This is a genomic window from Pseudarthrobacter sp. BRE9 (genome assembly GCF_031844305.1).
In the GTDB taxonomy this organism is placed as follows: domain Bacteria; phylum Actinomycetota; class Actinomycetes; order Actinomycetales; family Micrococcaceae; genus Arthrobacter.
Genome location: NZ_JAUZUY010000010.1, coordinates 14930 through 35458 on the forward strand (window position 1 = coordinate 14930; position 20529 = coordinate 35458).

Genomic DNA, 20529 nt, shown 5'->3' on the forward strand with positions numbered 1-20529 from the left:
CGCATGGCAAGACCTGTGATCCATGACGATTCCCTGCGGCAGGAACTGCTCACGGTGACCGCAGAACTGGTGGACCGGGACGGACCGGCCAAGGTGACTTTGCGGGATGTGGCGTCGGCAGCGGGAACCTCCACCACCGCCGTCTACTCCCTCTTCGGCGGCAAGTCCCAGCTCCTCACCGCCGTGGTGGAGGATGGGTTCCGCTCCTTCCGGGACTCACAGGTGGCCGCGGCCCCGGATGGGCTGCAGGGACTTGGGGCTGCCTACCGGACCTGGGCATTGGAGCACAGGGCGCTCTACCGGCTGATGTTCGGCGGAGCCCTTGCCGCCTACGTGGATTGCGAGCCGAGCCCTGAAGTCACTGCGGGCGCGATGGATCCGCTGATGGAGGCCGTGGCTGCGGCCCAAGGCGCCGGCACACTGAGGAGTGAACCGGTGGAAAAGGTGGCCATCGCCATCTGGGGCCAGGTGCACGGCCTGGTGAGCCTCGAACTGGCGCAGGTAGGTCCGCCGGACGCCGACTGGTCCGGCGCCTACAACTCCGCCCTGGACGCAATAGCCCGCGGCTGGGCCGCCTGACGCCGGCGCTTTTCGAGGCGCCTGTTCATATGCGACGCGCAAGATACCTGGCGCGGCGGACATATCCACCGCGCCAGGTATTTCCCGAGTCGATCAGTATTTTGCGCGTCGCTGCGACCCAGGGCGCTCTACGCGTACACGCGCTCCAGGAAGCCGCCCCAGGCCTTGGCCGTGGTCCCGGAATCGCCGGCGCCGCTGAAGTCGTGCACGGTCATGCCCACGGGCGCACCAAAGGCGTTGCGGCCGAAGAACCGGTACAGCGCATCGGAAGTGCGGATCCCCAGGAAGTGTTCATTCGAGAAGTCCACCTCGCCCGCAAGCCGGCCCACGCCGTCGAGCTCCACATCCACCTGGGACCCCTGTCCGGTTGACTCCACGCCCAGCGCTTCGCGGAGCCGGAGGAAGCCGTCAGCAGCCTGGGACGCCGCCGGCGCCTGGATGTCGGTAAACACCACGGGCCGGCCGTCGAAGTACTGCAGGTATTGGCCCAGCGTGTGCAGGTAGAACGCTGTATGGCGGCTGGCGCCGTCGTACTGCTGGTCCCAGTTGTCCGCGAAGATGCCGCTGTGGACGTAGTGCAGCCGGGCTTTGCCCCCGTCGAGCGGTTCCAGCACATGTTCCAGCTGGTTGAACCAGCCGTCCGGCCCGTCCATCCGGGAGACCAGGTGGTGCGGGTACTCCTCCACGGTTTTGACGTCCGGCCACTGGTCCGTCGGGAACATCCACGCGGGCGTTCCGTTGGTTACCGCTTCCCACACCCGCTCGGGAGTGCCGGGGAGTTCCGTGTCGTAGACGATTTCGAAGTTGCACTTGTCGCTCATTTGTCCTGCTCCTTGCTTGGATGGGAATCGCTGCCTGGATGGGCTTCGTTGGCCGCCTTGGGGCCACCGTATTCTTTAAGTGCGGGGTGCAGCGCCACGACGAGCCGGTGCCGCCGCCCCCGTGGTGACGCCCCGCCGTCGTGATACTTGTCCACCAGCCGCATGACCTCGGTGCCGAGCTCCTCGGCAAAGGCCGCACGGTCGGCGGCGGTGTGGAAGGTGATCTCGCCGTCGATGGCGAACGTGGCCAACGTCTGCCGGGCGGCGGCGGCGCCGGCAATCAGCTTCCCCACCTCCTGGACCATCCGGCCCGCGAGCGCCAGCAGCCAGAAGGCGGAGAACCGGTCAGCGAACCGGCGCGGATCCGGGGACACCTCGTTCAGCGCCGAGGGTGAGATGAGATAGGAGGCTGCCGTAGCCTGCAGGACCCGCTCGGTCACGTTGCCCTTGCGGCGTTCCTCCACCAGCTCTACCAGGCCGTGGCGCTCCAGCGCCTTGAGGTGGTAGTTCACCTTCTGCCGGGGCAGTCCCACCCGGACCGCCAACTGCGTGGCGGAGGCCGGCTGGACCAGCTCGCGAAGGATCCTCGTGCGGATGGGGTCCAGGGAAACCTCGGCCGCGGCCGGGTCCTCGATGACTGCGATGTCCTGCATGCATCCAGTCTCGCAACCGACAACTTTTATTGTCAAGAACTTTTTTATCGTCGGCGGCGAGCCAATGCTCCGGAAGCCGGGCATATCAGCGCCGGTAGAATGGACCCGTGATGCAATCCCCCCTCCCCGTGCGCGACGGCGTCAACGCCACCCGCCTGCGCCTGCCGGAGGAGGGTCCGTGGGACACCGCGATGGACTACATGATGCACCGCTGGGGGCACATCGATCCGCAGGGCATCGAGGACAGGTTCGACGCCGGCGAAATCGTTGGCGAGGGCGGCATCCCCCTGGACCGCACCACGCCGCTGCAGGACCATACCTTCATCTGGTACTACCGGACGCTTCCGCCGGAGAAGCGGCTGCCGGTGGACATCAGCATCCTGCACCAGGACGGGCACCTGCTGGTGGTGGACAAGCCGCATTTCCTGCCCACCACGCCGGGTGGCACGTACATCCAGGAATCGGCCCTGGTGCGCCTGCGGAACCAGCTGGACCTGCCGGACCTGATCCCCATGCACCGGCTGGACCGGATGACCGCAGGCGTGCTGCTCTTCTCCACCAACCCGCAGACCCGCGGCAGGTACCAGGTGCTGTTCGAGAAGCGGCAGGTGCAGAAGGAATACGAGTGCGTCTCGGCCGCCGAGCCCGCCCCGGGGTATCCCGCCGTCGAATTTCCCATGGTGGTCCGGAACCGGATGACCAAGTCCCGCAGCTACCTGCTCGCAGAGGTCATCGACGGCGAGCCGAACGCGGAAACCAGGATTGAGCGGCTGGAAACGTTCGACGCCGGCCCTGCGGCGGGTGCCGACGGCAGCGGTGCGCCGGGCAGCGATGCCCGGAACAGGCAGGTGCGCCTCGCGCGCTACCGGCTGGAACCGCACACCGGAAAGACCCACCAGCTGCGGGTCCACATGGCTTCATTGGGGCTGGGGATCGTGAACGATGCCTTTTATCCGGACCTGTTGGACAAGGCCCCGGACGACTACGCCAAACCGCTGCAACTGCTGGCCCGCGGCATCCGATTCGTGGATCCGATCTCCGGCAGGCCGGTGGAGTACCGCAGCAGCCTGGATCTCAGTGAAGCGGTCCGAGCACGTCCCTGAACACCGCCTCCACCTCCGCGGTGTGCAGCACGAACTCCACCAGTTCCAGGCCGCTTGCCGGATGCGAGGCCCGGAAGCCCTCAACGGCGTCCCGCGCCGCTTGCGCCACGGCCGCAGCCGGCCAGCCGTAGGCTCCGGCGCCCACCGCCGGGAAGGCAAGCGTTCCGGCTTCCAGGGCGTCGGCCAGCCGCAGGCTTTCGGTGAAGCAGGACACCAGGAGCGCGCGGTTGGTCTGTCCGGCGTGGCGGTTGGGTCCCACCGTGTGGATCACCCAGCGGGCCGGCAGCCGGAAGGCCGGTGTTGCCACGGCGGCCCCGGTCTGGAGCCCGTGCGGCAGCCGCGTTGCCCGCAGTTCCCGGCAGGCAGCCAGCAGCTCCGGTCCTGCGGCGCGGTGCAGGGCCCCGTCCACTCCCCCGCCGCCAAGCAGCGAAGCATTCGCGGCGTTCACCACCGCGTCCACCCGCCGCTGCGTAATGTCACCCTGCAAAACCGAGACGCGCATGCCGCCAGTTTCCCAAGTGCGGTACCTTGTGGCAATGGACTTCGGCAGCGTTGACAGCTGGGGGGCGGCCCTTTATTTCTGGGTCATCCCGGTGGTGATCGGCGACGCCATTTTCCCGCCCATCCCGTCGGAAATGGTAGTGATTACCGGCGGCGCACTGTCAGCTGACGGACGCGCCAACGTATTCCTGGTGCTCGTCCTTGCCGCCCTGGCGTCATGGATCGGCGACATGGTGGTCTTCCACCTCTTCCGGCGGCGGCTGAGCCATGTGCTGGACCGCTGGAAATGGGGCCGCCGCGTCCATTCCGGCATCCATGCAGCGCTGGCCAAGGCAGGCCGTTCGTCCACCTACGGCACCATCATCGGGGCCCGGTTCATTCCCGGCGGCAGGCTGGCGACATCGGCGGCCGCCGGCATCGCCAATGTCTCGGTCCGGGGTTTCAGCCTGTGCGCCGGGCTGGGGGCGGTCCTGTGGGCGTGCTGGCTGGTGGGCCTGGGCTACTTCACCGGTTCGGCCACCAAGCTGCCGTTCTGGGCCAGCTCGCTGATCGGCGTGGCAGTGGGCCTGGTGATCGGCGCCGTCGTGGGCATCATCGTCACCCGCCGGCGCGGCGACCGGTCACCGGTCGTCGAAGAACCCGGATCGCTCCCCGACGCAGGCTAGACGGGCAGCCACTTGCCGCGGCTGCGCCGCAGGACACTGAGCGAGCCCGTCAGCGCAACGCGTTCGACGGCGTCGCGCATCATGGCTGCCGACTCCACCGCCTGGCGGTTCTCGCCGCTGTACTCGCTGGCTTCGACAAGGAAGCGAAGGTTCAGCTGGGGCACCCCGCCGGCGATCTGGAGCTGGTGGGCCTCCACATGGTGGCGGGTGCCCAGCGCCTCGACGGCCGCGTCCATGACCGCCTCCGGCGGATTGCCCGGCCGCAGCCCGGTGATCTTGAGGCGGGTCTGGAAGGAAGGCATGCCTCCAACCCTATCCAAACCCCCGCTCATTTCCTGCGCTTAAATCCGAAACGCCCGCTCACCCTGGAAGTCGGAGGTGAGCGGGCGTTTCATCAAAAGCCGCGAAAGGTGAGCGGGCGTTTCATCAAAAGCCGCGAGAGGTGAGCGGGCGCCTAGCCGGTGTTGCGGAGGCCGGCCGCCACGCCGTTGACGGTGATCAGCATCGCCCGCTGGAGGCGTTCGTCGATTTCCGCTCCGCTGATTTCGGCTTCGGTGCGGATGCGGCGCAGGAGTTCCACCTGCAGGTAGCTGATGGGGTCCAGGTACTGGTCGCGGATTTCCAGGGATCGCTTCAGCGTGGGCTGGGCGTCCAGGAGCAGGTTCTCGCCGGTCAGCTTCCGGACCTCGGCAACCGTGAGCTCGTACTCCTCCCGGATGGTCCGGAACAGGTGGTGCAGCTCCTCCGGGACCAGGGTGGACACGTAGTAGCCGGCTATGTCCATGTCTGTTTTGGCGAGCGTCATCTCCACGTTGGACAGCACGGAGCGGAAGAAGTGCCAGTGGTCCATCATCTCCACCAGCTGGGCGGAATGCCCGGCTTCACGGGCGGCCTTGAGCCCGGAGCCCACGCCGAACCAGCCGGGCACGATCTGCCGTGACTGGGTCCAGCCAAAGACCCACGGGATGGCGCGCAGGCCGCCCAGTCCGGCGCCGGAGTCGGGGCGCTTGGACGGTCGGGAGCCGATGTTGAGGGAGCCCAGCTGTTCCACGGGGGTGGAGGCCATGAAGTAGGCGGGCAGGTCCGGGTGGTCGATCAGGTTGCGGTACCGGTCGAAGGCTGCGTCCGAGATGGCTTCCATGACGTGCCCGTACCGCTCCCGCTGGTCCTCCGAGGTCCGGGGATCGCGGTGCAGGGCCGAACCCTGCAGCACCGCGGCCAGGGAGAGCTCCAGGTTTTCGCGGGCAAGCTCCGGCAGGGAGTACTTGTCCGAGATGACTTCGCCCTGCTCGGTGAACTTGATTTCGCCTTCCAGGACGCCGTTCGGCTGGGCGAGGATGGCGTCATAGGTGGGTCCGCCGCCCCGGCCCACGGAGCCACCGCGGCCGTGGAAGAGGCGGACGCGCACCCCGTGCTTGGCGGCCACGTCGCGCAGCTTGCGCTGGGTCTTGTGGATCTCCCACTGGCTGGTCATCACGCCGGATTCCTTGTTGGAGTCCGAGTAACCCAGCATTACTTCCTGGATGTCGCCGCGCAGGCGCACCAGTTCACGGTAGGAGGGGTCGGACAGCAGCTGGTCGACGATCTCGGCCGATGCCCGCAGCTCCTCCACCGTCTCCAGCAGCGGCGCGAAGCCGAGCTTGGCGTAGGGCTTGTCGCCGAACAGGTTCACCAGGCCGGCCTCGCGGGCCAGCACGGCGGCGGCCAGCACGTCGTCGGCGCCGCGGGTCATGGAGATGATGTAGGTCTCGATGACGTCCGGGCCGTACATGCGCAGGGCGCGGCGGATCTCGCGGAAGACGTCGTAGGTCCCGTCGGCGGTGCCCTCAAGTTTGATCGGGTGACCGGAGAGCGGGCGGCGGGAGGCCAGCTCGGAGCCCAGCACCTCGAAGCGCTCCTTCCGGCTCAGCTCGGCGTAGCGCAGTCCGGGTCCGCCGATGCGGTCCATCAGCTGCCCCACGGCGTCGTGGTGGTGGTCTGCGTGTTCGCGGATGTCCAGGGTGGCCAGGTGCAGGCCGAAGGAGGCGATGGCGCGGCGGACGCGGGCGAGGGAACCATCCGCGGCCAGGGCTGCGGAATGGTTGCGCAGCGACAGTTCCAGCAGCTGCAGGTCCGCCATGAGTTCATCGGTCCCGCTGTAGTCGCGGCCGTGCTCATGGTTGGAGTTCGCGGCCACCCGTTTGCCGGTGTTGATGAGCTTGGCCTTGATGCAGGTGAGCTTCAGCCGGTAGGGCTCCTGGGCGTTCAGCTCCAGGACCCGCTTGTCCAGGCCGGGCAGCTTCTTCAGGTCCTCGTCGATGGACTTGAGCAGAGCCTCGTCCGCGCCTGCCAGTGCCGTGGAGTTGGACAGGATGGAAATCAGCTCATCGATCATGCCGATGCTGATGCGGATGGCGCTTTGGTTCTGGATTTGCAGGATTTCGCGGGTCACGGCCGCCGTGACGTTCGGGTTGCCGTCGCGGTCGCCGCCGATCCAGGAGCCGAACCGGATGGGGGCATCCTTGGAGGCCAGGGTGACGCCGTGTTCGCCCAGGAGTTCGGAGAGTTCGGAGAGCATCTCCGGCATCGCGTCGGTGAGGATGCCGCCCAGGTAGTAGATGGCGTTCCTGGCTTCATCGACCGGGGTGGGCCGGACCTGGCGCAGTTCGTCGGTCTGCCACATCTGGTCAATGATCTCGGCCAGCTGCCGGTCCTGCCGGCGCCGGGCGGTGGATCCTTCGGTGGTGGGCTGGGACAGGACGTCGGAGAGCTTGCGGATCTTGTCCAGGACCGAGCGGCGGGAGGCTTCGGTGGGGTGGGCGGTGAAGATGGGGCGCACGTCCAGCCCGTTGACCACTTCCTGCAGCACCTCAGGCCCGGCCTGGGCGGCGATGTCCGCCACAGTCTTGGCCAGCCAGCCGTCCTTTTCGGCCCGGGTCCGCAGGCCGCGGACACGGTGGACCTGCTCGGCGGCGTTGGCCAGATGGAAGTAGAACGCGAAGGCCCGCACCAGGTCGGTTGCCTGCTCGATGGGCAGGGACCCCAGCAGTTCACGGACCTGGGCAACGACGTCGTGCGCGCTCCAGGGGCCGGTGGCATGCGCACCGCCGCGGGCCGCTTCCTTGGATTCCTTGGTCAGGAGCCGGACCTGCTCCACGAGGTCCAGGAGTTCGGGTCCGTGCTGGCGGACCAGCGACTCGCCCAGCAGGGTGGAAACGCGCCGGACGTCCGCGCGCAGTTCGGAGGCGAGATCTGTTTCGGGCGCTGTTGCAGTGTGTGCCATTGACGCAATCTTTCGAGGGTTTTGGACTTGGCTCGTACACTGCGCTGGATACTGTGAGCCACGTTACTAGCTAAAGATGCTACCCCCGCTCCTGTGCAGCAGTGGAATCCGTCTCAAAAGATGTCGCGGTATCCCACGTGGCGTTTCACGGCGTCGAGTTCGGCGCGGAGTTGCTCCACTTCGGTGCGCCATGCAGCTAATTCAGCACTCCGCCGGCGGGCCCTGCCCGCCTGGACGGCGGCAACTGCCAGCGCTACAGGCACCGAAAAGGCCAGGGCCCAGCCGGCGGCTGCGAAGAAGTCCAGCGCCACGGGCAGCGCGGCGCGGAAGTCGATGAAGTCGTTGACCCCGCCGGCCATGCCCGCCATGGCCCCGTCGAGCGGTTGCAGGAACTGGCCAACCACCGGGGCCCCGGAAAGCGACGGCGGGACGAGCTTGGCCTGCGGGTCCCCGCCCCAGCGCCCGTCCGCCAGGTGGTTCAGGACATAGATGCCGGCGCCGGCGTTCGCTGCCATGAACACGACGACGGCGGTCAGCGCCGCGAGGTCTGCCCGCCGTCGGCGCCATACCAGCACCAAGGCACCGGCGGCCAACGCCGCCAGCCAGGTAAGCCCAGCCAGCCACTCCCGATTAACTCCGGCAAGGATGTCCACCCATCCATTCAACCCCGGCGGACCACCTTGAAGTTGAAATCCGGAGTTCCCAGCGCGCCGAACAGCCGCAGCCACAGCGGCAACACCATTTCGGCGCCGCGGGCGGAGGTGATGTCGCCGAGGTCGATGATGTCCCGGTGGCCCAGCTCGGCCAACAGTCCGGTGACCACGTTCTTGGCTTCGGTGTCATCCCCGGAGACGAACACGGAGTGCTCGCCATCGGCGAGACCGCGAGGATCCACCATCAACCCGGCGTTCATGGTGTTGAGCGTCTTCACCACCCGTGCCGCGGGAAACGACCGCTGGATCCGCTCGCCCAGGCTTTCCGTATTCACCGGATTCAGTACCGGCGGCATGCCCTGCGAAAAGTCCAGCGGGTTTGACACGTCCACCAGGACCTTCCCCGCCAGCCGAGCCTCGCCGGCCGCTGCCAGGGCGCCCAGGGACGCCGCTCCGTTCGTTGCGTTGACCACCACTTCGCTGTCGCCCGCCGCTTCCGGGAACGTCGCCAACCGAATGCCGCGGTGCCCTGCCAGCCACTCATTGAAGGGCGGGCCACCCATGGCATCCGGCGTGGTGCGGGCGGCGGTTTCCCCGGGGTCGCGCGTACCGAGGACAACCTCGTGTCCCAGCCTGGTAAACGCTGCCGCCAGCGCCCGCCCTACGGTTCCTGTGCCAAAAACTGCGATCTTCATGGCAGAACGCTACTCCCCCGGCCGGCGGGAACAAGCAGCCAACGCCGGCGGTTGTAGCGTGGGCAACGCAACCGGAAGGAACCATGACCACCACCCCAGCCTCCACGACTCCAGCCGCCAGGGCGGAGCGCTGGCAGCGCTTCCGCACCAACCGTGACAGAGCCCTGGCAACGCCGCACGGCTGGCTCACCCTCACCTCCTTCCAGTGGCTCGAAGACTCCCCCGCCGCCGTCGACCTGGCGCCGGGCCTGTGGTCCACGGACGGCCCGGATTCATCAAAGACCTCCCCTTCAACAAAGGCCAGGACGGCGTTCCTCACCGCCGTTCCGTCGGACGGGCTCACGCTGGTGGAGACGGGGGAAAAGGTGGACGGCACCATATCCGCCGTCCTGGCCGACGAGGAGTCGCTGATGTGGGTGCAGTTCGGCGGCGCCAAGGGGGACCAGGTGGTGGTGGAACTGGCCATGCGCGGCGGGCGGTACGCCATCCGCACCCGCGACTCGGAATCATCGGCGTTCACCGGATTCGACGGCGTCCCCACCTATCGCTACAACCCGGAGTGGGAGGTGACCGGCCGGTTTGAGCCCTACCCGGCGCCGGTTGAGGTACCGATCGGCACCGCGAACCCGTTGGTGGACGGCGTGCACCGCACTGTGGGCGACGTGGTGTTTCGCCTCCCAGGCAGCATCCATGAATTCCGGCTCCAGGCTGAGGAAGAAAAGCTCGGGGCCCTGACCGTCACATTCCATGACGAGACCAACGGCGACACCACCGACGACTGGCGCAAGCTCTCGCTCCCCAGACCACGCCCGGACGGCTCCGTAGTGCTGGACTTCAACCGGGCCATCAACTACCCCAGCGCTTTCACCCCCTACGGCACGTGCCCCATGCCGGTGCGGAACAACAGCCTGGACATCCGGGTGGAGGCGGGCGAGAAGCAGCCGTACCCCGCCTAGGAGATGGCAGAGATCCCGGTAATGGCCCGTCCCACGATGAGGGTGTTCACCTCGAACGATCCCTCATAGGTGTAGATGGCCTCGGCGTCGGCGAAGATCTTGGCCATCCGGTAATCGGTGACGATGCCGTTCCCGCCCAGGATGGAACGGCCCAGCGCCACGGTTTCACGCATGCGGGCGCTGAGGTAGGACTTGGCCAGTGCCACCTGCGGCATGTCGGCGGCGCCCTGGTCCTGGAGCCTGGCGATCCCGGCCATCATGGCCATGCTGGCCACGGCGTTGCCCAGCATGGTCACCAGCTGCTGCTGGATCAGCTGGAAATGTGCCAGCGGCCGGCCGAACTGGTGGCGTTCGACGGCGTACTGCCGGGCGACGTCGAATGCCGCCAGCTGCTGGCCGACCGTCTGCCAGGCCACCATGATCCGCGAGCTGCGCAGCAGTTCCTTGGTGTCCTCGAAGCTGCTGATCCCGCCGAAACGGTCCGCCTCCGGTACCTGGACGTCCTGGAACACGATGTCCGCGTTCTGGACAGTCCGCAGGGCGATCTTGTTCTCGATCCTGCTCCTGCTGATGCCCGGCAGGGTGGCGTCCACGATGAAGCCCCGCACGGAGCCGTCCGCCTCATCCCGGGCCCAGACCAGCATGTAGTCGCAGAACGTCCCGTTGCCGATCCACCGCTTGGCGCCGTTGAGCACCCAGGTATCGCCGTCGTCGTCCGCTTCCCCGGTGCCGGACGATATCCGCCGGGCCCGCGTCTCCATCCCGCCCGCCACGTCCGAGCCGTGCAGGGGTTCGGTCAGGGCGAAGGCACCCGTGGTGCGCAGCTCCGAGGCGTCGGCCAGCAGCCGCCGCTTCTGGTCCTCGCTGCCGAAGGTGTGCAGGGACTCAACGAAGAGATCGTGGTGGACCAGGAAGAAGGTGGCGAGGGAGGTGTCCACGCGGGTGATCTCCGCGATGACCAGCCCCGCGAACAGGTGGCTGTAGCCGCGGTGGGCGGGCGTGCTGAGTTCCAGCGCGGCCAGCTTGGGCAGGATGTGGGCGGGGAATTCGGCCTTGTTCCACCAGTCTGCGGCGTACGGCGCCACCTCGGCGGCCAGGAAATCCCGCAGTTCGGCCAGCTTGTTCCGCTCGGCCTGGCCCAGGAGTGATTCGACGGCGAAGAAGTCGGCCTGCGGCAGCTGTGACACGTCCGGCGCGCTCATTTCGGCCCCATCCGGATGGCGCCGTCAAGGCGGATGGTTTCGCCGTTCAGCATGGCGTTGTCCACGATGTGCGCGACCAGGTTGGCGTACTCCGCGGGCCTGCCCAGCCGGGACGGGTGCGGAACCTGGGCGCCCAGCGAGTCCTGCGCCTCCTTGGGCAGGCCGGCCATCATGGGCGTCTCGAAGATTCCGGGCGCAATGGTGACCACGCGGACCAGTGAGCGCGCCAGCTCCCGGGCGATCGGCAGCGTCATGGCTGCTACCGCCCCCTTTGACGCCGAGTAGGCGGGCTGCCCGATCTGCCCTTCAAAGGCGGCCACGGAGGCGGTGTTGATAATGACGCCGCGCTCCGGGCCACCCAACCCGGTAACAGCGGGCTCGGTGGCCACCATCGCTTCGGCGGCCAGCCGCAGGACGTTGAAGGTGCCGATCAGGTTCACCTGGATGACGCGGTTGAAGGTTTCCAGGGGCAGCACGCCGTCGCGTCCCAGCACCTTACCGGGGGTGGCGATCCCCGCGCAGTTCACCACGATCCGGAGGGGCCCCAGCCCTGCGGCGGTCCCGACGGCGGCCCGCACGTCAGCCTCGCTGGTCACGTCGGCGGGGGCAAAGACGGCGGACTGGCCAGCTTGCGCGCGGCGGTTGAGTTCGTCCGCCGCTGCCTGCCCGTTGGAGGAAGGGAGGTCAACGAGCACTACGGAGGCCCCGCCGTCGAACAACCTCTGCGCCGTGGCTGCTCCCAACCCGGAGGCACCGCCTGTCACCAGTGCGACGCTGCCTTTGATCTCCATACATCCTCCTTGATGCGTGTCCCCGTGCCGCGGCGCGGCCTCGAGCAACAGTTAATGCATGTTAACTGAAATCGGGCGGTACCGCACTCTCCCGAAATACTGCCCACCCCGCGCTTCCGGTTTTCCGGCGGCACCCGGGCCGCGGGTGCACGGTTAGGGTGGACGGCATGACATCCAGCAGCACCTCCTTGACCGCCTGGCAGGACAGGGCGGACCATGCGGCCCAGTCCGTGACCGCGCTGTTCGGCCGGAAACTGCTGTTCCTGCCCGGAACCCACCTGGGCGCGGTGCTGTGGCAGGGCAGGCACGCGGCAGGACAGAATCAGCCTCCGGCGGGCCGGGGCCAGGCAGCACAGGGGCAGGAGCCGGGAGGCCAGCGGTGGGGACGGTGGCTCACGGCGCTCCGTCGGGCCCGGCCGGCCGCCGGCCTGGTCCTCCCGTGGCACTACTGGTGGCAGGCCCATTACGTGGACTGCCTGGTGGACACCGGCCGGCGGGAGCTGGGCGGCGGCGCCACCCCCGCAGCGCGCTTCAACGGCCCGGACCGGCCCAGCGCCGGACGCCTGGCCTCGCGGCTTGTCACCGGAATCCGGCTCCGCAACGCCCTGACCTTCGTCAACAGCTACTACGACGACATGGCCTGGCTGGCGCTGGCAACCCTGAGACTGGACAGGTTGGCAGAGGAGACGCGCCGCCCCGGCCGCCGCCGCAACGCCGCCGTCCGGGCGTCGCTGGCGCTGCAGTTCGACGCCGCATGCACCGACGACCTGGGCGGCGGTACCTTCTGGAGCAAGAAACGGGACTTCAAGAACACCCCGGCCACAGCCCCCGTGGCGTTGTTCTACGCCCGAACCGGCGAGCGCGGCAAGGCGCAGGCACTGCTGGACTGGCTAAATGCCACCCTCTTCGACCCGGACCAGGGCCTGTACCTGGACGGCGCCCGCCTGAACGCCGCCGGAGGGGTGGTGCTGGAACGGGCGGTGTACACCTACAACCAGGGCCCTGTGCTGGGCGCCCTCCTGGAGCTGGGCGGGGACGCCAACATCGCCCGGGCAGTTGCCCTGGTGGAAGCGGTCAACCGGAAGCTCACGGTTGCTGGCAACTCGGTGCTCCGGGGTGATGGAACAGTGCTTCGATGCGAGGGGCCTGGCGACGGCGGCCTGTTCACCGGGATCCTCTGCCGTTACCTGGCGCTCGCGGCAACGGACCCCCGGCTGCCCCAGGCAACCCGCGGCACGGCTGCCCGGCTGGTGACTGACACCGCGGAGGCGTTCTGGTCCGGCCGCCGCTCCGTGGAACCGAAAGAAGGCCAGTCAAAGCTGGCGGGCAAAAGCGTCTTCTCGCTGCACGCCGCCCAACCCGCCGCTTCGACGTACCCGCCGGGCGCCGCCGTCGAACTGTCCACGCAGCTGCAGGCGTGGATGACACTGGAGGCCGCCGCGGCGGTCACCGCGGCCCCAACGGGCGGCACTCCCCCTGCCGCTGCTTAGCTGATGCCGGCCACCGGGGTGACGGTTCCGGCCCTGAGCGAGACCGGGCCCTCGGACGCCAGACGGGCCTCCTTGTGGCCTGCCGGCGGAAATACCAGGGCGGTCAGGGTCTGTCCGTCCACGAAGACCTCGACGGATGACCGGTCGACGTATGCGGTGAGGCGCACGGTGTCCCCGGCGGGCCGGGCCTCGACGGAACGCATTTGGCGGTACTCGGCGGCCCCTTCCGAACCGCCGCCGGCCTTGCCCTGGCCATTGGCCACCGCGTCGTCGTCGCGCTCCACGGAGGCCCGGCCGTCCCGGAAGTCGTAGCCGACGGTGGCGTAGGTGGTCCCGCCGCTTTGCAGGAGCAGCCGGGCTTTACCGGCCCCGTCCCCGGGTTTCTCCAACTCGACGTCCACCTTGAAAGCGCCGGTGTCAGGCACCTGCAGCGGTTGCCCATCCCTAAGGCTGCCGGCCGGCACCGGCCTCGGTTCCCCCTCCAGGGACCTGAGCCCGCTGGTGGGCGATGATGCCAGAGCCGGGCGGCCGCCGTCGGATGTGAGCCGGATGTCGCGGACCACGGAGGCGGAACCAAACCAGCCTCCGGTGGGGAGCTGCCGGGCGTAGGCCCAGTTGTTCATCCAGCCGATGGCATGCCGGGAGGCCTTCCGCTGGCTGTCGCCCAGGCGCGGATCATCCCACGTGACGGCCGCGTAGAAGTCCGGGCCGCCGTCGAGCCATTGATGGCCGCCGTCCGCGGTGAAGGCCTTGCCGTCAAAGCCGCCGGTCCAATAGGCCAGTCCGGTGCTGCGGCCCTCCGCCGAACCGTTGGCGCTCGCCGCCAGCACCCAGGTTCGCTTGGCGGGGTTGCCGTCGACGTCCATCTGGAAAAAGTCAGGGCACTCCAGGATGCCCAGCCCGTCCTGTTGGAAACCCGAGGCATAGGTCCACTGCAACAGGTCCTTTGACGTGTAGAAGCCGATCTTGGACCCCTCAGCAAGCAGCATCAGCCACTGGTTGTTGGCGTCGTCCCGGACGATGCGCGGATCCCGCCAGTGCTCGGCACCGGGATTCTCCATCACAGGGTTCTGCCCATAGCTTTGGAAGCTGTGGCCCCTGTCGGTGGAGTAGAACAATGACTGGCGCTGGACGCCGTCGTCCTGCTGGGTGAGGACTGCGACCACCGCCCCCTTGCCGAAGCCGGCCGTCCCTTCCGTGTCCACCACCGCGGACCCGGTCTCGATATCGCCCAGGCCATTGCGGAACTTCTGGATGGCCACCCCCTCGTTCTTCCAGTGCACCAGGTCCGTGCTGGTGGCATGGAACCACTCGGTGCCGTTCCCCTCCGGGTAATCGGCGTTGTAGAGGTAGTAGTAGTGCCAAACGCCGTCCAGGAGGAAGGGCCGCTGGGGATCGTTCATCCAGCGCTGGTCCGGGGTGAGGTGGTAGGCAGGGCGATAGCCGGGATCTTCAGCCGGGGCAGCCTCCGTGGGCGCAGCCGTGGCCTGCCCGGTTCCCGCCTGGCTGCCGTCGCGCCGGGCATTTCCGGCGAGCACCAGCGACCCGGCCACCGCCAGCACGGCCACCGCGGCCACCACTGACCACAGGATTGGCCGGCGGCGAAGCGCAGCAAGAACGGTCCCGAAAAAGGTGGGGGGCATGGTTATGTCGATCCGTCGCTGAACGCACAAGTGCCGTCCCCCAGTTTCGGGGAACGGCACCAGCGCAAGTGAACCGTTGATGTTACCGGCCCGGCCGCCAGGAACCGAATCCCGAAAGGTCATCCAACCGTTAGTCCTGGCCGGCCGGGCGCTTCTTTTGCGGGTACGGCGTTTCCCCGCGTGCCAGCATGTCCACGAACCCGGCGATCCTGCGTTCGCGGGTGGCTGCCTGCTTTGCCGAGTTGGTCCGGTACACCAGGGCGAACAAATTGGTCTTCGTGAGCACCTCGAACATCGCCTGCGCCGCCGGGTTCGCGGCAATGGCGGCGGCCAGGTCGGCAGGAATTTCCAGGTCTGCCTGCCCGCCGTACGCCGCGTCCCAGCGGCCGTCCGCCTTTGCCGCCTCGACGGCTGCCCGGCCGGCGTCGGTCATTTTCCCCGCCTCCTCCAGGCGGGCGATGTGCCCCACGTTGCGGGCAGACCAGACGCTCCGCGGGCGGCGCGGCGTCATCCGCTGGAAGGAGCTTTCACCGTCCCGGCGCCGCAGCTGCCCATCGATCCAGCCAAAGCAAAGGGCTTCGTCCAGTGCGGCCGGGTAGTCAAGCTTCGTGACCGTGCCGCCCTTCTTGTGCAGGACCAGCCACACGCCCGGGCTGGTTTTGTGGTGTTCTTCCAGCCAGGCACGCCACGCAGCAGCGTCAGGTACCAGCAGTTCCTCAAGGTCATCGGCCATGGCCTAATTCTGCCCGTGGAATCACCTGCCACAAGCCCCGTGTGCGCCGGCGCTTCCGGTGGCATCATGGCCATACAGCAGCCGTCAACCAGCACCAAGGACAATGCCATGCTCCGAGCCCGTCCCGTCCACTTCACGTCCCGCATCGAGTCCTGGAAGAGGTTCGTCACCGCCCTGGGAATGGTCCAGACGGAGGACGACGGCGGGTGGCAGGTCTTCGACTCGGCGTCAGGCCGCCTGGCGCTGCACGGCGCTGAGGCAGGGTCCGCCCAGGACGGCCGCACCGTGTTTGCGGTGGAGGTGGGCGACCTGGCGGAGTTCGCCCGCCGCACCAACCTGTCGGCCCAGGAGGGCGGGCAGCAGGAGCAAGGAACCCAGGAGGGCGGGCAGCAGGGGGAAGGAACGCAGCTCGCAGAGCCCGTCACGGCGGACCACGGCGAGGCCTGCCGGATCAACGCGCCGGACGGGTTCAGCTTCCTGGCGGACAAGGCCGTCCATGGCGCCCAGTGCGCCGATGCCGACCCCGCCCTGGCCGTCGCCGGCGTCTGGTACACCGCCGAACCCGAGGCGGCCATCCGCACCCTGCTGCATGTCGGCGCACGCCCGCGCCCCGTGCCGGACAATGACGAAACCGCCGACTTCACGGCAAAGAACGGCGGCGTCCTCCTGGTGCGCCCGGCGTCCGGGCCCCCGCGCTCAGGCCTGGGCTTCGAGTACGACCGCGGCCTGGAACCGTTGCAGGACCGGCTCACCGGCGCCGGTTTTGCCGCCACCCTGACCGAAGAGGCCTTTGGGAGCACCCTTCACGTGGCCAACCCGGATGCGGGCAGCCCCAACGCGCCCGCCACGGTATGGATCTCCCAGCGGCGCCCCATGGGGTAGAACTTAAGCATGAACGTGCGCACACCTGACCCGAATCCCGGCTGGCTCTCCGAAGAAGACCTCTTTGAGGCGCGGGGGCGGCTGCCCATGGTGTACGTGGAGGCAGTGCCGGTCAGGCTGGATCCGCTGGGATACGTCAACGAGGTGGGCACCTTGCTGCAGGCCGACGCCGACGGGACCATGGTGCGCTCCCTGGTCTCCGGCCGGGTCATCTACCGCGAAACCATCCGCGCCGCACTGCTGCGGCACATGGAGAAGGACCTGGGCCCCCTGGCGTTTCCGCAGCTGCCGCTCAGCCCCGTGCCGTTCACCGTGGCCGAATACTTCCCGGCACCGTCCCAGACGGGGTTCACCGACGAGCGGCAACACGCCGTGTCCCTGGCGTACGTCATCCCGGTCACGGGTGAGTGCGAGCCCCGCCAGGACGCCCTGGAGCTGACGTGGATGACCCCGGAGGAAGTCCTCAGCCCGGGCGTCCAGATGGAGTTCGCGGGCGGCCGCGGCGGCCTCATCCGGCAGGCCCTGGCGTTCGCAGGCGTGGGCTTCTGACCACCCCGCCGGGACGTGGGGGTCCCCGGTTTTAGGTGCCCGCCTTTGTAGACTGTAGGGCGGACCGCAAGAGAACTTAAGGACTCCCATGACCGAATCACCAGCCGCCAGGCACCACCGTGAACAGCAGGCTGGATCTCTGACCACCGGCGCCCACATCCTCCTCCCGGACGGCCACCGCACCGCCGAAATCGACCAGGTGGAGCTTGAGCGGGACGATTTCGGCTCCCCGGCCCTGGTGCTGGCGAGCCTCTCCGGCGGCGGGACGCTGCGGGTCGCCGTAGGAACCACGGTCACCGTGGTGGACGGAACGCACGACGACGTCACCCAGCTTCCGCTGCCGGCCAACCTTCCGGAGGCCACACCGCCGGGGGAAACCACCGCGCCCAGCGACGGCCGGCCCCAAACCGGCACCGGACAGCAGCAGCCCGGCGGCGGGACCGGACCTCTTGCCGTGGCGGGCGCCGTCGTCGTACCTCCACTGCCGCCTGTACCGCCCGGGGCGACCGGGCCCAGCGAAGAGGAACTGGCGCTCATCCCGGGGCCCGCCGGTACCCCCGAATCCGTGGTGGAAGCTGCCGCTGAAGCACATCCGGATGCCGTGGGCGTCCTGCTCCTGGCCGACCGGCTTTCCAAGGGCGTCAATTTCAAGTCCGGCAGCTGCCTGAAGGACCTCAGCGACCTGGCCCACGAACTGTTCATCACGCTCAAGGACGCGGACGGCGCATTGGCCGTGGCCGACCTCCTCACCGTGCTCCCCTATGACGGGAACCCCGGCCGGTGGACCTCGGTGGAGGCGTCCCTTGCCCTGGCCAGCTACATTTGCCGCCAGGACGGCCAGGATGAACGCGCAGGGGTCTACGAGAAGTTGATCCGCACCCCGGAGAACCAGGAAACGGACCCGTTCAAGGCACGCATGGCGGCCAAGGTGCGGCAGCGCTCACTGAACGAGCCCAACCTGTACGACAAGGAAATTTTCCGCTCCATCGACAACTCCAACCACGATGCCGAACGCGAATGGCGGCTGCTGCGGCTGGAGTCCCTGCTGTTCCTGCGGGCGCATGGCGGTTCGGAAACCATCGGGACGTCCGAGCTGGAACGCCGGATCAGCAATGAGCTGGAGGCTGTGCGCTCCTGAGCCTGGAGCGGGGCCGGCGCGGGGAAAATTACCCCTACCCGGGGAGTAGCCGGAGTTGTACATTCGGGGCTATGACCAACAATCTCAGCGTAGTGATCAACGCGGATGCGCCGCAGGTCTGGACCATGCTCCGGGAACCGTCCAAGGTGGCCCAGTGGCACGGCTGGCAGGCCGAGGACCTGGAATCCGAGATCAAGGAGATCTACTTCTCCAGCGACGTGGAGGAATCCGCGGACCATACCCGGCTCACCGTCCACGGCGGGGACACGTTTGAGCTGCACCCCGAGGCGGGCGGAACCCGGGTCGGCGTCACCCGCGGGGCCATGGACCACGACTCCGAATGGGCTGCCTGGGACGAGGACATCACCCAGGGCTGGCTGACCTTCCTGCAGCAGCTCCGCTTTGCCTTGGAACGCCACCCGCACGGCAAGCGGCACACCCTGTTCCTGCACTTGACAGAGGGAAAGGGCTCCGCGATCGAAAAGCTCGGGCTGGCCGATCTCCCTGCCGCGGGCGAGCCGTACCAGGTGACCCTGGACACCGGCGAGGAGATCAGCGGCAAGGTCTGGTACCGGACCAGCCACCAGGTGGGACTCACCGTGCACAGCTACGCCGAGCACGGCGAAGGGCTCCTCGTGGTGGCAGATCACCCGGCCATCAAGGACATCCGGGCAGAGGGTGAAGGCTCGCTGGTCATCGCCTCCACCTACGACCTGGGTGCCGGCAAGCTCGAGGCCATCCGGTCCGCCTGGGATTCCTGGCGGTCCAGCAACTACCCGGACTCGGAACCGGCCAGCTGACGCCGCGTTATCGGACAGCCGGGTTTGACGGCCTGCCTGGTTTGCCGGCCTGCCTGGTTTAACGGCCTGCCTGGTTTGTTGAGGCAGCGCGATTTGCTGGCACACTGGTACGGTGCCAGCCAAACCCGCCTTTGCCCTGCCTGATACCCGGTCACAGTTCTCCTTTACGGTGGGCACGCGCCTGGCGGAGACCTGCCCGCCCACCGGAGCGCAGGCGGCCGAAAACAGCGGGGAATTCCTGGGCCGCACAGGCACCATCGCCACCCCGCACGGCGAGATCCAGACGCCGGCGTTCATCGCCGTCGGAACCAAGGCCACGGTGAAGGCCGTCCTCCCGGAATCCATGGCGGACCTTGGCGCCCAGGCACTGCTGGCCAACGCCTACCACCTGTACCTGCAGCCCGGCCCGGACGTCCTGGACCAGGCCGGAGGCCTGGGAGTCTTCATGAACTGGCCCGGCCCCACCTTCACGGACTCCGGCGGATTCCAGGTGATGAGCCTGGGCTCGGGCTTCAAGAAGGTCATCGACATGAAGACTGTTGCCGCCGCAGGCGCACCCGGACCCGACGACGCCGTGGCCCCCGGCAAGGAACGCCTGGCGCACATCGACGACGACGGGGTCTGGTTCAAGAGCCACCTGAACGGGGACCGCCACCGGTTCTCCCCCGAGATCTCCATGCAGGTCCAGCACCAGATCGGCGCGGACATCATGTTCGCGTTCGACGAGCTCACCACGCTGCAGAACTCCCGCGGTTACCAGGAGGAATCACTGGAGCGCACGCGGCTGTGGGCGGAGCGGTGCATCGGGGAACACTTCCGCCTCACGGAGGAACGGGCCGGCAAGCCGTACCAGGCACTGTTCGGCGTCATCCAGGGGGCCCAGTACGAGGACCTGCGCCGGAAGGCCTGCAGGGACCTGGGGGCCGTGCCGTTTGACGGCTTCGGCATCGGCGGGGCCCTGGAGAAGGAGAACCTGGGCACCATCGTCCGGTGGTGCAACGAGGAACTGCCGGAGGACAAGCCGCGGCACCTGCTGGGCATTTCCGAGCCTGACGACATTTTCACGGCCATCGAAAACGGCGCTGACACCTTTGACTGTGTCTCCCCCACCCGGGTGGCCCGGAACTCGGCGTTCTACACTCCCTACGGCCGGTTCAACCTCTCCGGCGCCAAGTACAAACGCGATTTCGGGCCGTTGCAGGACGGCTGCGACTGCTACGCGTGCGCCAACTACTCGAGGGCGTACATCCACCACCTGTTCAAGGCCAAGGAGATGCTGTCCGCCACCCTGATCTCCATCCACAACGAGCGGTTCGTGGTGAAGATGGTGGACGACGCCCGGCTGGCCATCGGGTCCGGCACCTTCTTCGATTTCAAGGCAGAAACGCTGGGCCGGTACTACTCGTAGGCTCC

21 protein-coding genes are annotated in these 20529 nt (G+C 68.0%); 10 read left to right on the forward strand and 11 right to left on the reverse strand.

All coding sequences use genetic code 11. From position 1 onward, the window contains the following. Window positions 1-3 precede the first annotated feature (3 nt). Window positions 4-579 (forward strand): TetR/AcrR family transcriptional regulator, encoded by a 576-nt coding sequence (locus Q9R31_RS16535; protein ID WP_311263799.1) that lies wholly within the window; start codon window positions 4-6, stop codon window positions 577-579. A 128-nt stretch (window positions 580-707) separates the two neighbouring features. On the opposite strand, the gene Q9R31_RS16540 is transcribed toward Q9R31_RS16535, so the two are convergent. Together Q9R31_RS16540 and Q9R31_RS16545 are read right to left on the reverse strand one after the other, a co-directional pair. Then, a complete protein-coding gene (locus Q9R31_RS16540) occupies window positions 708-1400 on the reverse strand; it encodes an SRPBCC domain-containing protein (protein ID WP_311263800.1) in 693 nt (230 codons plus the stop codon). Further along, entirely contained in the window at window positions 1397-2053 is a 657-nt protein-coding gene (locus Q9R31_RS16545; protein WP_311263801.1) for a helix-turn-helix domain-containing protein, read from the reverse strand. Before Q9R31_RS16545 ends, Q9R31_RS16540 begins: the two co-directional genes overlap by 4 nt. A gap of 110 nt (window positions 2054-2163) precedes the next feature. Here Q9R31_RS16545 and Q9R31_RS16550 point away from each other — a divergent pair, with 110 nt between their 5' ends. Further along, entirely contained in the window at window positions 2164-3156 is a 993-nt protein-coding gene (locus tag Q9R31_RS16550) for an RluA family pseudouridine synthase (RefSeq protein ID WP_311263959.1), read from the forward strand. Here the strand turns inward: Q9R31_RS16550 and Q9R31_RS16555 are convergent. Further along, window positions 3128-3658, reverse strand: coding sequence for an O-acetyl-ADP-ribose deacetylase (locus tag Q9R31_RS16555; protein ID WP_311263802.1), 531 nt, complete (start codon window positions 3656-3658; stop codon window positions 3128-3130). The two genes, Q9R31_RS16550 and Q9R31_RS16555, sit on opposite strands and share 29 nt — an antisense overlap. Before the next feature lie 34 nt (window positions 3659-3692). Here Q9R31_RS16555 and Q9R31_RS16560 point away from each other — a divergent pair, with 34 nt between their 5' ends. Further along, window positions 3693-4322, forward strand: a complete 630-nt coding sequence (locus Q9R31_RS16560) for a DedA family protein (protein WP_311263803.1) — start codon at window positions 3693-3695, stop codon at window positions 4320-4322. Here the strand turns inward: Q9R31_RS16560 and Q9R31_RS16565 are convergent. From Q9R31_RS16565 to Q9R31_RS16580, 4 genes are all read right to left on the reverse strand, one after another. Continuing rightward, window positions 4319-4624: a hypothetical protein gene (locus tag Q9R31_RS16565; RefSeq protein WP_311263804.1), complete on the reverse strand. Its 306-nt coding sequence runs from the start codon at window positions 4622-4624 to the stop codon at window positions 4319-4321. The two genes, Q9R31_RS16560 and Q9R31_RS16565, sit on opposite strands and share 4 nt — an antisense overlap. A 152-nt stretch (window positions 4625-4776) precedes the next feature. Next, on the reverse strand, window positions 4777-7584 hold the full coding sequence (gene ppc / locus Q9R31_RS16570; protein ID WP_311263805.1) for a phosphoenolpyruvate carboxylase: 2808 nt from the start codon (window positions 7582-7584) through the stop codon (window positions 4777-4779). Between the two features lie 113 nt (window positions 7585-7697). Next, window positions 7698-8237, reverse strand: coding sequence for a hypothetical protein (locus Q9R31_RS16575; RefSeq protein WP_311263806.1), 540 nt, complete (start codon window positions 8235-8237; stop codon window positions 7698-7700). Between the two features lie 8 nt (window positions 8238-8245). Next, a complete protein-coding gene (locus Q9R31_RS16580) occupies window positions 8246-8932 on the reverse strand; it encodes an NAD(P)-binding domain-containing protein (protein WP_311263807.1) in 687 nt (228 codons plus the stop codon). A gap of 83 nt (window positions 8933-9015) precedes the next feature. Here Q9R31_RS16580 and Q9R31_RS16585 point away from each other — a divergent pair, with 83 nt between their 5' ends. After that, entirely contained in the window at window positions 9016-9888 is an 873-nt protein-coding gene (locus Q9R31_RS16585) for a DUF1684 domain-containing protein (protein WP_311263808.1), read from the forward strand. Here the strand turns inward: Q9R31_RS16585 and Q9R31_RS16590 are convergent. Continuing rightward, complete coding sequence (locus Q9R31_RS16590) at window positions 9885-11090, reverse strand: acyl-CoA dehydrogenase family protein (protein WP_311263809.1); 1206 nt, start codon at window positions 11088-11090, stop codon at window positions 9885-9887. The genes Q9R31_RS16585 and Q9R31_RS16590 overlap by 4 nt on opposite strands. Next, window positions 11087-11881: a 3-hydroxyacyl-CoA dehydrogenase gene (locus Q9R31_RS16595; protein WP_311263810.1), complete on the reverse strand. Its 795-nt coding sequence runs from the start codon at window positions 11879-11881 to the stop codon at window positions 11087-11089. Before Q9R31_RS16595 ends, Q9R31_RS16590 begins: the two co-directional genes overlap by 4 nt. Window positions 11882-12048: 167 nt before the next feature. Here Q9R31_RS16595 and Q9R31_RS16600 point away from each other — a divergent pair, with 167 nt between their 5' ends. Then, the gene (locus Q9R31_RS16600; RefSeq protein ID WP_311263811.1) at window positions 12049-13371 is read left to right on the forward strand and encodes a glycoside hydrolase family 76 protein; all 1323 of its coding nucleotides are present in this window, start codon (window positions 12049-12051) and stop codon (window positions 13369-13371) included. Here the strand turns inward: Q9R31_RS16600 and Q9R31_RS16605 are convergent. Together Q9R31_RS16605 and Q9R31_RS16610 are read right to left on the reverse strand one after the other, a co-directional pair. Continuing rightward, window positions 13368-15014 carry a glycoside hydrolase family 32 protein gene (locus Q9R31_RS16605; protein WP_311263812.1) on the reverse strand — a complete coding sequence of 549 codons (1647 nt, stop codon included), beginning with the start codon at window positions 15012-15014 and terminating at the stop codon, window positions 13368-13370. The two genes, Q9R31_RS16600 and Q9R31_RS16605, sit on opposite strands and share 4 nt — an antisense overlap. A 130-nt stretch (window positions 15015-15144) precedes the next feature. Beyond that, window positions 15145-15747 carry a YdeI/OmpD-associated family protein gene (locus tag Q9R31_RS16610; RefSeq protein WP_311263813.1) on the reverse strand — a complete coding sequence of 201 codons (603 nt, stop codon included), beginning with the start codon at window positions 15745-15747 and terminating at the stop codon, window positions 15145-15147. Between the two features lie 108 nt (window positions 15748-15855). On the opposite strand from Q9R31_RS16610, the gene Q9R31_RS16615 reads away from it, so the two are divergent. The 5 genes from Q9R31_RS16615 (at window position 15856) to tgt (ending at window position 20524) form a co-directional block, all read left to right on the forward strand. Next, window positions 15856-16629: a VOC family protein gene (locus tag Q9R31_RS16615; protein ID WP_311263814.1), complete on the forward strand. Its 774-nt coding sequence runs from the start codon at window positions 15856-15858 to the stop codon at window positions 16627-16629. A 9-nt stretch (window positions 16630-16638) separates the two neighbouring features. Further along, window positions 16639-17178 carry an NUDIX hydrolase family protein gene (locus Q9R31_RS16620; protein ID WP_255174360.1) on the forward strand — a complete coding sequence of 180 codons (540 nt, stop codon included), beginning with the start codon at window positions 16639-16641 and terminating at the stop codon, window positions 17176-17178. A gap of 88 nt (window positions 17179-17266) precedes the next feature. Then, the gene (locus Q9R31_RS16625) at window positions 17267-18316 is read left to right on the forward strand and encodes a DUF6707 family protein (protein ID WP_311263815.1); all 1050 of its coding nucleotides are present in this window, start codon (window positions 17267-17269) and stop codon (window positions 18314-18316) included. A 71-nt stretch (window positions 18317-18387) separates the two neighbouring features. Beyond that, complete coding sequence (locus tag Q9R31_RS16630) at window positions 18388-19116, forward strand: SRPBCC domain-containing protein (RefSeq protein WP_311263816.1); 729 nt, start codon at window positions 18388-18390, stop codon at window positions 19114-19116. Window positions 19117-19228: 112 nt separating this feature from the next. After that, on the forward strand, window positions 19229-20524 hold the full coding sequence (gene tgt / locus Q9R31_RS16635) for a tRNA guanosine(34) transglycosylase Tgt (RefSeq protein ID WP_311263817.1): 1296 nt from the start codon (window positions 19229-19231) through the stop codon (window positions 20522-20524). The last annotated feature ends 5 nt before the right edge of the window (window positions 20525-20529 follow it).

Excerpts from the sequence above, each read along its gene's own strand:
- Q9R31_RS16590 (WP_311263809.1), bottom strand. The coding sequence starts at position 11,090 with ATGAGCGCGCCGGACGTGTCACAGCTGCCGCAGGCCGACTTCTTCGCC.
- Q9R31_RS16545 (WP_311263801.1), bottom strand. The coding sequence starts at position 2,053 with ATGCAGGACATCGCAGTCATCGAGGACCCGGCCGCGGCCGAGGTTTCC.
- Q9R31_RS16560 (WP_311263803.1), top strand. The coding sequence starts at position 3,693 with ATGGACTTCGGCAGCGTTGACAGCTGGGGGGCGGCCCTTTATTTCTGG.
- Q9R31_RS16550 (WP_311263959.1), top strand. The coding sequence starts at position 2,164 with ATGCAATCCCCCCTCCCCGTGCGCGACGGCGTCAACGCCACCCGCCTG.
- Q9R31_RS16595 (WP_311263810.1), bottom strand. The coding sequence starts at position 11,881 with ATGGAGATCAAAGGCAGCGTCGCACTGGTGACAGGCGGTGCCTCCGGG.
- Q9R31_RS16565 (WP_311263804.1), bottom strand. The coding sequence starts at position 4,624 with ATGCCTTCCTTCCAGACCCGCCTCAAGATCACCGGGCTGCGGCCGGGC.
- Q9R31_RS16620 (WP_255174360.1), top strand. The coding sequence starts at position 16,639 with ATGAACGTGCGCACACCTGACCCGAATCCCGGCTGGCTCTCCGAAGAA.
- Q9R31_RS16625 (WP_311263815.1), top strand. The coding sequence starts at position 17,267 with ATGACCGAATCACCAGCCGCCAGGCACCACCGTGAACAGCAGGCTGGA.
- Q9R31_RS16540 (WP_311263800.1), bottom strand. The coding sequence starts at position 1,400 with ATGAGCGACAAGTGCAACTTCGAAATCGTCTACGACACGGAACTCCCC.
- ppc (WP_311263805.1), bottom strand. The coding sequence starts at position 7,584 with ATGGCACACACTGCAACAGCGCCCGAAACAGATCTCGCCTCCGAACTG.
- Q9R31_RS16555 (WP_311263802.1), bottom strand. The coding sequence starts at position 3,658 with ATGCGCGTCTCGGTTTTGCAGGGTGACATTACGCAGCGGCGGGTGGAC.
- Q9R31_RS16615 (WP_311263814.1), top strand. The coding sequence starts at position 15,856 with ATGCTCCGAGCCCGTCCCGTCCACTTCACGTCCCGCATCGAGTCCTGG.
- Q9R31_RS16535 (WP_311263799.1), top strand. The coding sequence starts at position 4 with ATGGCAAGACCTGTGATCCATGACGATTCCCTGCGGCAGGAACTGCTC.
- Q9R31_RS16610 (WP_311263813.1), bottom strand. The coding sequence starts at position 15,747 with ATGGCCGATGACCTTGAGGAACTGCTGGTACCTGACGCTGCTGCGTGG.
- Q9R31_RS16600 (WP_311263811.1), top strand. The coding sequence starts at position 12,049 with ATGACATCCAGCAGCACCTCCTTGACCGCCTGGCAGGACAGGGCGGAC.
- Q9R31_RS16605 (WP_311263812.1), bottom strand. The coding sequence starts at position 15,014 with ATGCCCCCCACCTTTTTCGGGACCGTTCTTGCTGCGCTTCGCCGCCGG.
- Q9R31_RS16585 (WP_311263808.1), top strand. The coding sequence starts at position 9,016 with ATGACCACCACCCCAGCCTCCACGACTCCAGCCGCCAGGGCGGAGCGC.
- Q9R31_RS16580 (WP_311263807.1), bottom strand. The coding sequence starts at position 8,932 with ATGAAGATCGCAGTTTTTGGCACAGGAACCGTAGGGCGGGCGCTGGCG.
- Q9R31_RS16630 (WP_311263816.1), top strand. The coding sequence starts at position 18,388 with ATGACCAACAATCTCAGCGTAGTGATCAACGCGGATGCGCCGCAGGTC.